General features: G+C 66.7%; 14 protein-coding genes. 7 read left to right on the top strand and 7 right to left on the bottom strand.

Features of this window, described 5'->3' with window-relative positions; all coding sequences use genetic code 11:
* Window positions 1–3: 3 nt before the first annotated feature.
* Complete coding sequence (locus K320_RS0100565) at window positions 4–993, bottom strand: DUF58 domain-containing protein (RefSeq protein ID WP_024536962.1); 990 nt, start codon at window positions 991–993, stop codon at window positions 4–6.
* A complete protein-coding gene (locus tag K320_RS0100560) occupies window positions 990–1,910 on the bottom strand; it encodes an AAA family ATPase (protein WP_024536961.1) in 921 nt (306 codons plus the stop codon). Before K320_RS0100560 ends, K320_RS0100565 begins: the two co-directional genes overlap by 4 nt.
* 39 nt (window positions 1,911–1,949) lie before the next feature.
* Between K320_RS0100560 and K320_RS0100555 the strand changes: the two genes are divergently transcribed.
* The 7 genes from K320_RS0100555 to K320_RS0100525 all read left to right on the top strand — a co-directional run bounded on the left by K320_RS0100555 (window position 1,950) and on the right by K320_RS0100525 (window position 9,677).
* Window positions 1,950–2,903 (top strand): histone deacetylase family protein, encoded by a 954-nt coding sequence (locus K320_RS0100555; RefSeq protein ID WP_024536960.1) that lies wholly within the window; start codon window positions 1,950–1,952, stop codon window positions 2,901–2,903.
* Between the two features lie 11 nt (window positions 2,904–2,914).
* The gene (locus K320_RS0100550; RefSeq protein WP_407059744.1) at window positions 2,915–3,724 is read left to right on the top strand and encodes an enoyl-CoA hydratase; all 810 of its coding nucleotides are present in this window, start codon (window positions 2,915–2,917) and stop codon (window positions 3,722–3,724) included.
* 136 nt (window positions 3,725–3,860) lie between these two features.
* Entirely contained in the window at window positions 3,861–4,610 is a 750-nt protein-coding gene (locus tag K320_RS0100545; RefSeq protein WP_024536958.1) for an electron transfer flavoprotein subunit beta/FixA family protein, read from the top strand.
* Window positions 4,611–4,627: 17 nt separating this feature from the next.
* A complete protein-coding gene (locus tag K320_RS0100540) occupies window positions 4,628–5,560 on the top strand; it encodes an electron transfer flavoprotein subunit alpha/FixB family protein (RefSeq protein WP_024536957.1) in 933 nt (310 codons plus the stop codon).
* Between the two features lie 61 nt (window positions 5,561–5,621).
* On the top strand, window positions 5,622–7,412 hold the full coding sequence (locus K320_RS0100535) for an acyl-CoA dehydrogenase C-terminal domain-containing protein (protein WP_024536956.1): 1,791 nt from the start codon (window positions 5,622–5,624) through the stop codon (window positions 7,410–7,412).
* 74 nt (window positions 7,413–7,486) lie between these two features.
* A complete protein-coding gene (locus K320_RS0100530) occupies window positions 7,487–8,446 on the top strand; it encodes an NAD(P)H-dependent flavin oxidoreductase (protein ID WP_024536955.1) in 960 nt (319 codons plus the stop codon).
* A 94-nt stretch (window positions 8,447–8,540) separates the two neighbouring features.
* Window positions 8,541–9,677, top strand: a complete 1,137-nt coding sequence (locus K320_RS0100525) for an acyltransferase family protein (RefSeq protein WP_029695663.1) — start codon at window positions 8,541–8,543, stop codon at window positions 9,675–9,677.
* Between the two features lie 27 nt (window positions 9,678–9,704).
* Here the strand turns inward: K320_RS0100525 and rnk are convergent, their stop codons facing one another.
* The 5 genes from rnk to K320_RS0100500 form a co-directional block, all read right to left on the bottom strand.
* Complete coding sequence (rnk, locus tag K320_RS0100520; protein WP_029695662.1) at window positions 9,705–10,112, bottom strand: nucleoside diphosphate kinase regulator; 408 nt, start codon at window positions 10,110–10,112, stop codon at window positions 9,705–9,707.
* Window positions 10,113–10,285: 173 nt separating this feature from the next.
* Window positions 10,286–11,152: an S-formylglutathione hydrolase gene (fghA, locus tag K320_RS0100515; protein ID WP_024536954.1), complete on the bottom strand. Its 867-nt coding sequence runs from the start codon at window positions 11,150–11,152 to the stop codon at window positions 10,286–10,288.
* Between the two features lie 156 nt (window positions 11,153–11,308).
* Window positions 11,309–12,613 (bottom strand): citrate synthase, encoded by a 1,305-nt coding sequence (locus K320_RS0100510; protein WP_024536953.1) that lies wholly within the window; start codon window positions 12,611–12,613, stop codon window positions 11,309–11,311.
* A gap of 48 nt (window positions 12,614–12,661) precedes the next feature.
* Window positions 12,662–12,946, bottom strand: a complete 285-nt coding sequence (locus tag K320_RS0100505; RefSeq protein WP_024536952.1) for an FAD assembly factor SdhE — start codon at window positions 12,944–12,946, stop codon at window positions 12,662–12,664.
* 8 nt (window positions 12,947–12,954) lie between these two features.
* Window positions 12,955–13,656 carry a succinate dehydrogenase iron-sulfur subunit gene (locus tag K320_RS0100500; RefSeq protein ID WP_024536951.1) on the bottom strand — a complete coding sequence of 234 codons (702 nt, stop codon included), beginning with the start codon at window positions 13,654–13,656 and terminating at the stop codon, window positions 12,955–12,957.
* Window positions 13,657–13,672: the final 16 nt, after the last annotated feature.

Raw genomic sequence — 13,672 nt, 5'->3', positions numbered from 1 at the left:
GATTCAGTGGAGTGCCAATGCCCGCAAGCACTGCGCGCGCTGTGCCGCACCGCTGCCCTGGGGGATGGTCTGCGTGCCCAGGCGCAGCCCATAGCTCAGGCCCAGGCGATCGGCCTGCAGCACCCAGGCCGTGAGGCGCGAGAGGCTGGCCTCCGCATCCGCCAGTCCGGTGGAGCCGAGGCTCAGCCAGAGCTCGCTGCGCTGCGCCGATTGCGTGTCGCGGCTGACCAGTGTGTCGGTGCCGCTGGCCAGCCCCTGCGCCGCCTTCTTCCAGACGATGAGCCGCTGCGGATCGCCGCGGCGGTAGGCGCGCACGCCCTCGTGCTCGCTGCTGGCCTGGCTGGCGGCGGCGGCACCCGTGCCGGCGCGTGGCTCGCCCGGCGGCAGCGGCGGGCTGGCGGGCTCGGGGCGCGGGTAGATGAGCACCCGCGCAGCCGGGCGCCACCAGGCCCAGACGCGGAAGATGCCCAGTGGGTACAGGGTCTGCACGCCCAGCGGCGGCACGCCTTGCAGGCCGCGGCGCCCGGGTTCAAAGCCGATATCGAGGCTGCTGCCGCCCTCCGCGGGCACATCCGTCCAGGCCCATTGCCCGGAGCCGCGCAACGCCAGCGCAATGCCGCGGCGCGGGCTGCGCCGGCCGTTCTGCAGTTGCACCTGCAGCAGCACGTGGGCGCCCAGGAATTGCGGCTGCGGCGGCAGCAGGTGCAGCTGCAGGCCGCGCAGCGTCGCGTGGCTGGTCCAGGTGCTCACCGCCGCGCAGCCGGCCAGCAGAAACGTCAGCAGATAGCCCAGGTTGAGCTGGAAGTTGATCGAAGCCACCAGCAGCACCAGCAGCGTGAGCGCCAGCATCCAGCCCGAGCGGGTCGGCAGGATGTAGACGTTGCGCTGCGTGAGCAGCAGGCTGTCGCCGGGCGGCACGCGCGCCATCCACCAATGCTGCCAGCGCGCGGCCAGCCAGCGGCGGGGCGTGGCGACAGCCGCCGCGGCATTCATGGCAGCTCCACCGACTGAACCATGGCGCGCACCTGTTCGGTGGCGCCGCGCCCGCTGCTGGCCACGGGGTGCAGGCGGTGGGCGATGGTCTGCGCCAGGATGGCCTGCACATCGTCGGGCGCCACGTAGTCGCGTCCTTCGATCAGCGCCTGTGCCTTGGCGGCGCGCAGCAGCGCGATGCCCGCGCGCGGCGAAAGTCCCTGCACGAACCACTGACCCGAGCGCGTGGCCGCGATCAGCGCCTGCAGGTAATCCAGCAGCGGCGCTGCGGCATGCACCGCCAGCACCTGCTGCTGCAGCGCCGCGAGTTCCTCCGCGTTCAGCAGCGCGGGCAGATGCTCCAGCTGCGCGCGCCGGTCTTCGCCGGTCAGCAGCGCGCGCTCGGCGGCGCGGTCGGGGTAGCCCAGCGAAATGCGCATCAGAAAGCGGTCGAGCTGGCTTTCGGGCAGCTGGAAGGTGCCGATCTGCTCGTGCGGGTTCTGCGTGGCGATCACGAAGAAGGGCTGGGGCAGGGCGCGGGTCTCGCCTTCGACGGACACCTGTTTTTCCTCCATCGCCTCCAGCAGCGCGCTTTGCGTGCGCGGGCTGGCGCGGTTGATCTCATCGGCCAGCAGCACCTGCGTGAACACCGGGCCGGGATGGAAGACGAAAGCCTCCTTGCCACGCTCATAGACCGCGACGCCGGTGAGGTCGCTGGGCATCAGGTCGGAGGTGAACTGCACGCGCGCAAACGCGAGGCCGAAGCTGCGCGCCAGCGCATGCGCCAGCGTCGTCTTGCCCACGCCGGGCACGTCTTCGATCAGCAGGTGGCCGCCCGCCAGCAGGCAGGCCACGCCATCCTGGATTTGCGCGCGCTTGCCCACGATCACCGTGTTAAGCTGATTCAACAGCGCCTTGATTTTTTTGGGCGGTTCCATGGGCCTGACGTTATCCGAAAAATACGGTGGAGACAGCGCATGAGCAGAACGGGCTTCTATACCCACCCGGATTGCCGCAAGCACGAGATGGGCGCGGGCCATCCGGAATGCCCGGAGCGGCTGGACGCCATCCACAACCGCATGCTCGTCACCGGCCTGGCCGACGTGCTGGACCAGCGCGAGGCGCCGCTGGCCTCGCTGGCCGACATCGAACTGGCGCACGACCGCTGGTATGTGGCCTCGCTGCGCGGCATGTCCGATCGCATCGCGGAAGAGGCGGCCGCGGGCGGACCGGCCTACGCGCAGGTGGATCCGGACACCGCGATGAACGTGCACACCTGGAACGCCGCGCTGCGCGCCGCCGGCGCGGCGCTGGACGCCACCGACGCGGTGATCGCCGGCGAACTGGAAAACGCCTTCTGCAGCGTGCGTCCGCCCGGCCACCACGCAACGCACAACAAGGCCATGGGCTTCTGTTTCCTGAGCAACGTGGCGATTGCCGCCAAGTACGCGCTGCAGCGCCACAACCTCAAGCGCGTGGCGGTCATCGACTTCGACGTGCACCACGGCAACGGCACCGAGGACATCCTCGCGGGCGATGCGCGCACGCTGATGTGCGGCATCTTCCAGCACCCGTTCTACCCCTACAGCGGCGACCGCGATCCGGCATCCAATATGTGCAATCTGCCGGTGGCGGCCTACACGCGCGGCATGGACATCCGCGAGCTCATCGAGCTGATGTGGATTCCGCGGCTGGAGGCCTTCCAGCCCGAGATGGTCTTCATCAGCGCTGGCTTTGACAGCCACCGCGACGACGACATGGGGCAGCTGGGGCTGACGGAAAGCGATTTCGCCTGGATCACCCTGCGTATCAAGGACATCGCGCGGCGGTTTTCCAAAGGGCGTATCGTTTCCTGCCTGGAGGGCGGCTATGCGATGCAGCCGCTTGCCTTGAGCGTGGAGGCCCATGTCCGCGCCCTGGCGGATTTGTAATGGAGATGCCAATGACGACCGATGCACAAGACCTTTTGATCACCACGCGCGACGAGCGCGGTGTCCACACGCTGACGATGAACGATGCCAGGCGCTTCAATGCGCTCAGCAGCGAGATGCTGACCGCGTTGCAGCAGGCGCTGGATGCGGTCGCCAGGGATGCCGGTGCGCGGGCGGTGGTGCTGGCGGGCAGCGGCAAGGCGTTCTGCGCCGGGCACAACCTCAAGGACATGGCGGCGCACCCCGAGCTGGATTACTACCGCACGCTGTTTGGCCAGTGCAGCCGCATGATGCTGTCCATCAACCAGCTCGACGTGCCGGTCATCGCGCGCGTGCAGGGCATAGCGGCGGCGGCCGGCTGCCAGCTGGTGGCGCAGTGCGACCTGGCCGTGGCCAGCAGCGAATCGAGTTTTGCCACCAGCGGCATCCACTACGGCCTGTTCTGCGCCACGCCCAGCGTGCCGCTGGTGCGCAACGTGCCGGCCAAGCGGGCGATGGAAATGCTGCTCACCGGTGACTTCATCGATGCGGAAACGGCCCTGAAGGAGGGGCTGGTCAACCGCGTGGTGGAGGCCGGGCAGCTCGATGCCGAGGTGGAAAAGCTGGTGCGATCCATCGTCGAGAAACCCCCCGTGGCCGTCGCCATGGGCAAGAAGCTGGTCTACCAGCAGCGCGAGCTTGGCCTGCAGGCGGCCTACCAGCTTGCCGGGCAGACCATGGCGGCCAACATGATGGATGCCGACGCACAGGAAGGCGCCCGCGCCTTTGCCGAAAAGCGCACGCCGGCGTGGAAGCCCGCGCTGCCTGCCCACACGGCGTGATGCGTGCTCGACACCCGGCTTTTTCGCTGGCATAATTTAAAAAAGCACGATCGTTCTATTTTGTTGGTGCGCTGCAACATAAAATCGCCGGCGCATTCATCCAACCCTTTCAACAACTACCCGAGGAGCCCCTCCCATGAAGGTCCTGGTCCCTGTCAAGCGCGTGGTGGACTACAACGTCAAGGTCCGCGTCAAGTCGGACAACACCGGTGTGGACATCGCCAACGTCAAGATGAGCATGAACCCGTTTGACGAAATCGCCGTCGAAGAGGCCGTGCGCCTGAAGGAAAAGGGCGTGGTCACCGAGGTCATCGCCGTCTCCTGCGGCGTCACGCAATGCCAGGAAACCCTGCGCACCGCCATGGCCATAGGCGCGGACCGTGCCATCCTGGTGCAGACCGACGACGAATTGCAGCCGCTGGCCGTCGCCAAGCTGCTCAAGGCGCTGGTCGACAAGGAGCAGCCCGGCCTGGTGATCTTGGGCAAGCAGGCGATCGACGACGACGCCAACCAGACCGGCCAGATGCTGGCCGCGCTGGCCGACCTGCCGCAGGCCACCTTCGCCAGCAAGGTGGAAGTGGCGGACGGCAAGGCCACCGTCACGCGCGAAGTGGACGGCGGCCTGGAAACCATCAGCGTGACGCTGCCGGCCATCATCACCACCGACCTGCGCCTGAACGAGCCGCGCTACGTCACGCTGCCCAACATCATGAAGGCCAAGAAGAAGCAGCTCGACACCGTCACCCCCGCCGATCTGGGCGTGGACGCCGCGCCGCGCCTGAAGACGCTCAAGGTGAGCGAGCCGCCCAAGCGCGGCGCCGGTGTGAAGGTGGCCGATGTCGCAGCCCTCGTCGAGAAGCTGCGCAACGAAGCCAAGGTGATCTGAGGGAAAGGAAAAAGAACATGACCGCACTCGTCATTGCCGAACACGACAACGCCAGCCTCAAGGCTGCCACCCTCAACACCGTCACCGCCGCCGCTGCCTGCGGGGGCGAGGTGCATGTCCTCGTCGCCGGAGAAGGCGCCGCGGCCGTGGCCCAGGCCGCCAGCCAGGTGGCGGGCGTCGCCAAGGTGCTGCACGCCGATGGCGCGAGCCTGAAGAACGGCCTGGCGGAAAACCTGGCCGCCCAGGTGCTGGCGATTGCCGGCAACTACAGCCACATCCTGTTCCCGGCGACCGCCAGTGGCAAGAACACCGCGCCACGCGTGGCCGCCAGGCTGGACGTGGCGCAGATTTCCGACATCACCAAGGTGGACGGCGCCGACACCTTCGAGCGTCCGATCTACGCCGGCAACGCGATCGCCACGGTGCAGAGCCTGGACGCGACCAAGGTCATCACCGTGCGTACCACGGGCTTTGACGCGGCGGCTGCCACGGGTGGCTCGGCCGCGGTCGAAAGCCTTGCAGCGGTGGCCGATTCGGGCAAGAGCCAGTTCGTCGGCGCCGAGCTTTCCAAGAGCGAGCGCCCCGAACTCACGGCGGCCAAGATCATCGTCTCGGGCGGCCGTGCGCTGGGCAGCAGTGAGAAGTTCAACGAAGTCATGACCCCGCTGGCCGACAAGCTGGGTGCCGCCATCGGCGCCAGCCGCGCCGCGGTCGACGCGGGCTATGCGCCCAACGACCTGCAGGTCGGCCAGACCGGCAAGATCGTCGCGCCGCAGCTCTACATCGCCTGCGGCATCTCGGGCGCGATCCAGCACCTGGCCGGCATGAAGGACTCCAAGGTCATCGTCGCGATCAACAAGGACGAGGAGGCGCCGATCTTCTCGGTCGCCGATTACGGCCTCGTGGCCGACCTGTTCGTCGCCGTGCCCGAACTCGTCAAGGCGCTGTAAGGCGCTGCAACGCTCCAGGGGCATCGCGTGCGGTGCCCTTTTTTTGCCCAGAGGATTTGCCATGAGTTACGTCGCCCCCGTCAAAGACATGTTGTTTGCCATGGAGCATCTCGCGCGCATCGACCAGGTCGCGCGACTCCCGGGCTTTGAAGACGCGGGCCTGGACACCGCGGCTGCCGTGCTGGAGGAATGCGCCAAGTTCAATGAGGGCGTGCTGGAGCCGCTCAATGTCGAGGGTGACGTGCATCCGTCCGCATGGAGCGATGGCAAGGTGACGACCACCGCGGGCTTCAAGGAGGCCTACCGCCAATTCACCGAAGGCGGCTGGCAGGGCTTGCAGCACCCGACGGATTTCGGTGGCCAGGGCCTGCCCAAGACGATCGGCGCGGCCTGCGTGGAAATCCTCAACAGCGCCAACATGAGCTTTGCGCTGTGCCCGCTGCTGACCGATGGCGCGATCGAGGCGCTGCTCACGGCGGGGAGCGACGCGCTCAAGGCGACCTACCTCGAAAAGCTGGTGACCGGGGAGTGGACCGGTACCATGAACCTGACCGAGCCGCAGGCCGGCTCGGATCTGGCGCTGGTACGCACCAAGGCAGAGCCGCAGGGCGACGGCACGTACAAGGTCTTCGGCACCAAGATTTTCATCACCTACGGCGAGCACGACATGGCGGACAACATCGTCCACCTGGTGCTGGCGCGCGTGGCCGGGGCGCCGGAGGGCGTCAAGGGCATCAGCCTGTTCGTCGTGCCCAAGTTCGTGTTGAATGCCGATGGCACGCCGGGCGCGCGCAACGACGTGCATTGCGTGTCCATCGAGCACAAGCTGGGCATCAAGGCCAGCCCGACGGCGGTGCTGCAGTTTGGCGACCATGGGGGGGCGACGGGCTACCTCGTGGGTGAAGAGAACCGCGGCCTCGAATACATGTTCATCATGATGAACTCGGCACGCTACGCGGTCGGCATGCAGGGCATTGCGATCGCCGAGCGCGCCTACCAGCGCGCCGTGCAGTACGCGCGCGATCGGGTGCAGAGCCGCCCGGTCGATGGCAGCCTGCCGGGCAGCGGTCCCATCATTCACCACCCGGATGTGCGCCGCATGCTGATGACCATGCGTGCGCTCACCGAAGGCTGCCGCGCCATGGCCAGCGTGGCCGCTGCCGCGTATGACGCCGCACACCACAGCGCGGACGCCGCCGTGCGCAAACAGAACCAGACCTTCTACGAATTCATGGTGCCGCTGGTCAAGGGCTACAGCACCGAAATGAGCCAGGAAGTGGCCAGCCTGGGCGTGCAGGTGCATGGCGGCATGGGTTTCATCGAAGAGACCGGCGCGGCGCAGCACCTGCGCGATGCGCGCATCCTGACGATCTACGAAGGCACGACCGCCATCCAGGCCAACGATCTGGTGGGCCGCAAGACCCTGCGCGATGGCGGCGCTACCGCCCAGGCCGTCGCCGCGCAGATTGAAAAGACCGAGGCCGAGCTGCAGGCCAGCGGCACGGCGGCGGCCCAATCCATGGCCAGGCAACTGGCGGCGGCACGCGGCATCTTCCTGGAGGTGGTGGATTTCGTCGCCCGCCAGGCCAAGGGCCAGCCCAATGCGGTGTTCGCCGGCAGCGTGCCCTATCTGCTGCTGGCGGGCAATCTGGTGACGGGCTGGCAGATGGGGCGCGCGCTGCTGGTGGCGCAAGCGCAGCTGGCGCAGGGGCAGGATGCCGCCTTCATGCAGGCCAAGATCGCCACCGCACAGTTTTACGCCGAACACATCCTGACGCGCACCGCCGGACAGCGCGACGCCATCCTGCAGGGCGGGGCGAGCGCCTGCGCACTGGCGCTGGACGCATTCTGATTACTTCCATAAAAGTAGCTATTGACGCTTGCTGGTAAAGCGTCAGAGCCATATTTTTTATAAAGGATTTTGCGATGGCTTTGCCTCCCGTGTTTGACAAGCTGCGCCTGCCGGTGATCGGTTCGCCGCTGTTCATCATCAGCAACCCCCAGCTGGTGATCGCGCAATGCACCAGCGGCGTGGTCGGCTCCATGCCGGCGCTCAATGCGCGGCCCGCATCGCAGCTCGACGAATGGCTGGCCGAGATCACCGAGGCACTCGCCGCCTGGGACAAGGCCCACCCCGACCAGCCCGCAGCGCCGTTTGCCATCAACCAGATCGTGCACAAGAGCAACGACCGGCTGGAGCACGACATGCAGATGTGCGCCAAGTACCGGGTGCCCGTCGTCATCACCAGCCTGGGCGCGCGCGAGGACGTGAACCAGGCCGTGCACAGCTGGGGCGGCGTGGTGCTGCACGACATCATCAACAACCGGTTTGCGCACAAGGCGATCGAGAAGGGTGCCGACGGCTTGATCGCGGTGGCGGCGGGCGCGGGCGGCCATGCCAGCGTCAAGAGCCCGTTTGCCATGGTGCAGGAAATCCGCCAGTGGTTCGACGGGCCGCTGGCGCTTTCGGGTGCCATCGCCTCGGGCGGCGCGGTGCTGGCCACGCAGGCCATGGGGGCGGATCTGGCCTACATCGGCTCGGCCTTCATCGCCACGCACGAGGCGCGCGCCGTGGAGGGTTACAAGCAGATGATCGTGGATTGCGATTCCGACGACATCGTCTACAGCAACTTCTACACCGGCGTGCACGGCAACTACCTCAAGGGCAGCATACGCAACAGTGGCATGGACCCCGACAAGCTGCCCGAGAGCGACCCGACCAAGATGAATTTCGCCACCGGCGAGGGCAGCAACAGCGCCAAGGCCTGGAAAGACATCTGGGGCTGCGGGCAGGGGATTGGCGCGATCACGGCCGTCACCGGCACCGCGGACCTGGTGGAGCGCTTGCGCCGTGAATACGCGGCGGCACGCGTGCGTCTGCGCTGAAGGGTCCGTGCGTCAGCGCTGAAGCGGCCGCGCATGTTGCAGCCGGTAGCCCTGCTCATTCTGCGGGGCGTTTGGTTTTTCCGTTCGTTTTCCCATGTCCGAATCCTCCCGCAACGCCTTGATCGACGGCGCCAAGGCCCTCGCGTGTACCGCCATCGTCTGGCACCACCTGGCCTTCTACGGACCGCTGTCCGATACCTTGCACGCGGCGGCGCCCGGTCTTTCGGATTGGCTGGTGCGGTACGCGCGCATGGCGGTGCAGGTGTTTCTGGTGCTCGGCGGCTATCTGGCGGCGGCCAGCCTGGCACCGCACGGCAACGCTCGCCAGCGGCGGCCCTGGGGGCGCATCGCGGGGCGCTTCGAGCGGCTGGTGGTGCCCTATGCGGCGGCGCTGGTCATCGTGGTGCTGGTGGATGCGCTGGTGCGCCCCTGGCTGGCCGATCCCGCCATGGTCAGCGCCGATCCCGGTCTGTGGCAGCTGCTCGCCCATGCGCTGCTGCTGCAGGGCGTGCTGGGGCAGGAATCGCTGTCGGCCGGGGTCTGGTATGTCGCCATCGATTTTCAGCTCTTTGCCTTTTCCACCTTGGGGCTGGTGGGCGTGCACTGGCTGGCGCTCTGGACCCGCGGGCGCATGGGCTGGCATTGGCATGGGCCGCTGACGCTGGCGCAGCTGCTGACCGTGGCGCTGGCGGCGCTCTCGCTGCTGGGGTTCAACCGTGAAAGCCGCTGGGATGCCTGGGCGGTGTATTTCTTCGGCGCCTACGGGTTGGGCATGCTGGCCTACTGGGGCGCGCATGCGGGTTCGGCGCGCCGAGCGTGGCTCTGGGCGGGCCTGATCGCGGGGCTGACGGCGCTGGCATTGGCACTGGACTGGCGTGCTCGCATTCTGCTGGCGGGGCTGACGGCCTTGCTGCTGGTGCTGGCGCTGCGCGTGCCGCAGGCGGCGCGCTGGTGTGATTGGGCGCCGCTGCGCCTGCTGGGGCGGATTTCGTATTCCGTCTTCCTGGTGCACTTCGCGGTGTGCCTGCTGGTCAATGCGCTGGTGGCCAGCCTCTGGCCCGAGTCGGTGCCGGTGGCGATCGCCGGCATGGCGCTGGCCTATGGGCTTTCGATCGCCGCAGGGTGCTTGCTCTACGTCGCCGTGGAGCACCAGCGGCCTACCTGGCGCAGTTCGCTGCGCTGGCAGGCCGGACTGCTGGGCGCGGGCCTTGCCACCGCGCTGCTTGCGTGACGCGGGCCGAGGGCACAACCCCGCCGGTCAGCGGTGCAGTTCGCCGGCGCTCTCGGGTTGCCAGGTGATCGCCTCCACATGCACCGTCACCTGGCCGGTGGGGCTGGGCATCTGCAGCTCATCGCCCACGCGCAGGCCCAGCAGGGCGATGCCTACCGGCGCAAAGATGGAGACCTTGTCGCTCGAACCGTCCATGTCCCTGGGATAGACCAGCTGCAGCGTATTGGTTTTGCCCGATTCCTTGAGCGTGAAGCGCACGGTGGAATTCATCGTCACCACGTTGGGCGGCATGTCCTTGGGTTCGAGCACGTCCGCGCGGTCGAGTTCGGCTTCCAGTGCCTCGCGGCCGGGGAAGGCATTGCCGTCCTTCTCCAGCAGCGCCTGCAGCCGTTCGTAATCGAGGGAAGACAGAGTGATCTGTGGTTTGCGTGCCATGGCCGGCTCCTATCCAAAAAATGTGTTGACGCATGCAATGCGCGCAAACGGACAAAAGCCCGGGCAACAGGGTTGGCCGGGCCGGTGCTGCGTGCGCCGTCTGAGGCCACCGCAGAAGGTCCGATTGTCTATGAAAACGCTTGCTTTGCCAAGCGCGCTGGCGTTCGGCGTGATCAGCCCAGGCCCAGCGCGCGCGCGTGGTGGCGCAGATGGTCTTCGATGAAAGTCTGGATGAAGTAGTAGCCGTGGTCGTAACCGGGTTGGCGCCGCAGCGTCAGCGCTTGGCCGGCTTGCTGGCAGGCCGCTTCGAAGGCCTCGGGCAGCAATTGTTGTTCCACGAGGAATTTGTCCGCCAGGCCCTGGTCGATCAGGATGCCGCCGGGGTAGGGCGGCGCGCTTTGCCTTTGCATCAGCAGCGTCGCATCGTGCTGCGCCCAGCGCACCGCGTCGTCGCCGAGGTAGCCTTTGAAGGCCTTTTGCCCCCAGGGGCATTGTGTCGGGTGGCTGATGGGTGCGAAGGCAGAGAGGCTCTTGAACTTGCCGGGGTGGCGCAGCGCCAGGGTGAGCGCGCCGTGCCCGCCCATGCTGTGGCCGAAGATGCCCAGGCGCTGCGTATCCACGGGCAGCGATACGCTGACGAGCGGCAGCAGTTCGGCCAGCAGATAGCTTTCCATGCGCCAGTGGCGCTCCCAGGGCGCCTCTGTGGCATCGAGGTAGAAGCCGGCGGCCACGCCGAAATCCCAGGCGGCCGATTCGCCCTCGACGTTGGCGCCGCGCGGGCTGGTATCCGGGGCGATCAGCGCCAGGCCCAGCTGCGCCGCCAGCCGCTGGGCGCCCGCCTTGATCATGAAGGTTTCCTCGTTGCAGGTCAGCCCGGCGAGGTAGAGCAGCGCAGGCACGCGGTGGTTTTCCAGCGCAGCCGGTGGCAGAAAGACAGAAAACCGCATCGGCAGCCCGATTTCGCGCGAGGCGTGCTCATAGGTGCGCTGGGCACCGCCAAAGCAGGCGTGGACATCCTTGAGATCGAGCAGGGTGGACATGGTTTTCTCCTGTATTGATAGCTTATGGCGCATGTCGTGCGTGCGCTGCAGCCCATTATGGCTTGATGGCAGCAACGCCCGGAAAAAAGCCCGCAGGCTTGTGGCCTGCGGGCCGGGATGCGTGCAGGCGGATGGCCTGCACGGCAAACAGGGGGATCAGCGTTGCGCGGAGACGTTGCGCTCCGGTGCGCCGACGTAGAGCTGGCGCGGGCGGCCGATCTTGTATTCCGGGTCGCCGATCATTTCGTTGAGCTGGGCGATCCAGCCCACGGTGCGCGCCAGCGTGAAGATGCCGGTGAAGAGCTTGACCGGGATGCCGATCGCGCGCTGCACGATGCCGGAGTAGAAATCGACGTTCGGGTAGAGCTTGCGCTGCACGAAGTAGTCGTCTTCGAGTGCGATTTTTTCCACCGCCTTGGCCAGCGCGAACAGCGGGTCTTTTTCCAGGCCCAGCTCGGCCAGTACCTCGTTGCAGGTTTCCTGCATGAGCTTGGCGCGCGGGTCGTAGTTCTTGTAGACGCGGTGGCCAAAGCCCATCAGCTTCACGCCGCTGTTCTTGTCCTTGACCTGCTCCATGAATTCGCCCACCTTGGCGATGCCGCCGTTGGCCTGCAGGTGTTCCAGCATGTTCAGGCAGGCTTCGTTGGCACCGCCGTGGGCCGGGCCCCAGAGGCAGGCCACGCCGGCGGCAATGGCGGCGAACGGGTTGGTGCCCGAGCTGCCGCACAGGCGCACGGTGGAGGTGGAGGCGTTCTGCTCGTGGTCGGCGTGCAGGATGAAGATGCGGTCCAGCGCTTTTTCGAGCACCGGATTGACCTTGTAGTCCTCACAGGGCGTGCCGAACATCATGCGCAGGAAGTTGCCGGCGTAGGAGAGGTCGTTGCGCGGGTACATGTAGGGCTGGCCGACGCCGTACTTGTAGGCCATCGCCACCAGTGTCGGCAGCTTGGAGATCAGGCGGATGGCGGCGATCTCGCGGTGCTCCGGGTTATGGATGTCGGTGCTGTCGTGGTAGAAGGCCGAGAGCGCGCCGATCAGGCCGGTGAGCACGGCCATGGGGTGCGCGTCGCGGCGGAAACCGCGCAGGAAGAACTGCATCTGCTCGTGCACCATGGTGTGCTGCAGCACCAGCTTGTGGAAATCCCCGCGTTGTGTCTCGTTGGGCAGATCGCCCTTGAGCAGCAGGTAGCAGGTGTCCAGGAAGTCGCATTGCGTGGCCAGCTGCTCGATCGGGTAGCCGCGGTAGAGCAGGCGGCCCTTTTCGCCGTCGATGTAGGTGATCGAGGATTGGCACGATGCGGTGGAGAGGAAGCCCGGGTCGTAGGTGAACATGCCGGTCTGACCGTAGAGCTTGCGGATGTCCACGACTTCCGGGCCGATGCTGCCCTGGTAGACCGGGAGGTCGACGCTGGGACTGCCGTTGTTGAACGACAGCGTTGCCTTGTGTTCTGCCAATTGCATGGTCATTTCCGTGATTCCTTCTTTGTGTGGCAATAGGGTGGGCCGGCCTTACGGGCGGGCCATGGAGGGTTGGCGCAACTGCTCCAGCACGGACTTGACCTCGGGGGTGTCAAGCCCGCCGCGGGGTTCGGCGCGGCGCAGGAAAAGGTCGAGCAGGTCGTTGTCCGGCAGGGCCATCAGCGCCGAGAGGCCGCTGGCCTGGGCGGTGCTGAGCCGCTGGCCGAACGCGGCGAAGAACCGATCCAGGAACAGATCGTTCTCCACTAGGCCGCGGCGGCAGCGCCAGCGCAGCACCGCGGTTTCACGTTCGCCCAGTAGTGCCGAATCCGACATGGTCTCGCTTACAGCGCGCGGTGCGCCATCAGCTCCTTGATCTTGCCGATGGCGCGCGTCGGGTTCAGGTGCTTGGGGCAGACATCGACGCAGTTCATGATGCTGTGGCAGCGGAACAGGCGGTACGGGTCTTCCAGGTTGTCCAGGCGCTCGTTCGTGGCCTGGTCGCGGCTGTCGGCCAGGAAGCGGTAGGCCTGCAGCAGGCCGGCCGGGCCGACGAACTTGTCGGGGTTCCACCAGAACGACGGGCAGGCGGTCGAGCAGCTCGCGCACAGAATGCACTCGTACAGGCCGTTGAGCTCCTCGCGCTCTTCGGGCGACTGCAGGCGCTCTTTCTCGGGCGGCGGCTCGTCGTTGACCAGGTAGGGCTTGATCGAGTGGTACTGCTTGAAGAACTGCGTCATGTCCACGATCAGGTCGCGGATCACGGGCAGGCCGGGCAGGGGCTTGAGGACGATGGTCTCGGGCAGCGTGTGCATGTTGGTCAGGCACGCGAGGCCGTTCTTGCCGTTGATGTTCATCGCGTCCGAGCCGCAGACGCCTTCGCGGCACGAGCGGCGGAAGGCGATCGACGGGTCTTCCTTCTTGAGCTTGCCCAGGGCGTCGAGCAGCATGCGCTCGTGGCCGTCGAGCTCGACCTCATGGGTCTGCATGTAGGGGCGCTCGTCCTTGTCCGGGTCGTAGCGGTAGATCTTGATGGTGCGCTTCATGATTCAGAACCTTGTC

Origin of the sequence: Comamonas badia DSM 17552, assembly GCF_000484635.1 — a bacterium.
Classification (GTDB): Bacteria; Pseudomonadota; Gammaproteobacteria; order Burkholderiales; family Burkholderiaceae_C; genus Comamonas_C; species Comamonas_C badia.
Note: the sequence above shows the minus strand (reverse complement) of the source record. Positions and strands in the feature narration are given on the sequence as shown.

What these genes read in the sequence shown, in the direction of transcription:
- K320_RS0100565 (WP_024536962.1), bottom strand. Translation starts at nt 993, where the DNA reads ATGAATGCCGCGGCGGCTGTCGCCACGCCCCGCCGCTGGCTGGCCGCG.
- K320_RS0100560 (WP_024536961.1), bottom strand. Translation starts at nt 1,910, where the DNA reads ATGGAACCGCCCAAAAAAATCAAGGCGCTGTTGAATCAGCTTAACACG.
- K320_RS0100555 (WP_024536960.1), top strand. Translation starts at nt 1,950, where the DNA reads ATGAGCAGAACGGGCTTCTATACCCACCCGGATTGCCGCAAGCACGAG.
- K320_RS0100550 (WP_407059744.1), top strand. Translation starts at nt 2,915, where the DNA reads ATGACGACCGATGCACAAGACCTTTTGATCACCACGCGCGACGAGCGC.
- K320_RS0100545 (WP_024536958.1), top strand. Translation starts at nt 3,861, where the DNA reads ATGAAGGTCCTGGTCCCTGTCAAGCGCGTGGTGGACTACAACGTCAAG.
- K320_RS0100540 (WP_024536957.1), top strand. Translation starts at nt 4,628, where the DNA reads ATGACCGCACTCGTCATTGCCGAACACGACAACGCCAGCCTCAAGGCT.
- K320_RS0100535 (WP_024536956.1), top strand. Translation starts at nt 5,622, where the DNA reads ATGAGTTACGTCGCCCCCGTCAAAGACATGTTGTTTGCCATGGAGCAT.
- K320_RS0100530 (WP_024536955.1), top strand. Translation starts at nt 7,487, where the DNA reads ATGGCTTTGCCTCCCGTGTTTGACAAGCTGCGCCTGCCGGTGATCGGT.
- K320_RS0100525 (WP_029695663.1), top strand. Translation starts at nt 8,541, where the DNA reads ATGTCCGAATCCTCCCGCAACGCCTTGATCGACGGCGCCAAGGCCCTC.
- rnk (WP_029695662.1), bottom strand. Translation starts at nt 10,112, where the DNA reads ATGGCACGCAAACCACAGATCACTCTGTCTTCCCTCGATTACGAACGG.
- fghA (WP_024536954.1), bottom strand. Translation starts at nt 11,152, where the DNA reads ATGTCCACCCTGCTCGATCTCAAGGATGTCCACGCCTGCTTTGGCGGT.
- K320_RS0100510 (WP_024536953.1), bottom strand. Translation starts at nt 12,613, where the DNA reads ATGCAATTGGCAGAACACAAGGCAACGCTGTCGTTCAACAACGGCAGT.
- K320_RS0100505 (WP_024536952.1), bottom strand. Translation starts at nt 12,946, where the DNA reads ATGTCGGATTCGGCACTACTGGGCGAACGTGAAACCGCGGTGCTGCGC.
- K320_RS0100500 (WP_024536951.1), bottom strand. Translation starts at nt 13,656, where the DNA reads ATGAAGCGCACCATCAAGATCTACCGCTACGACCCGGACAAGGACGAG.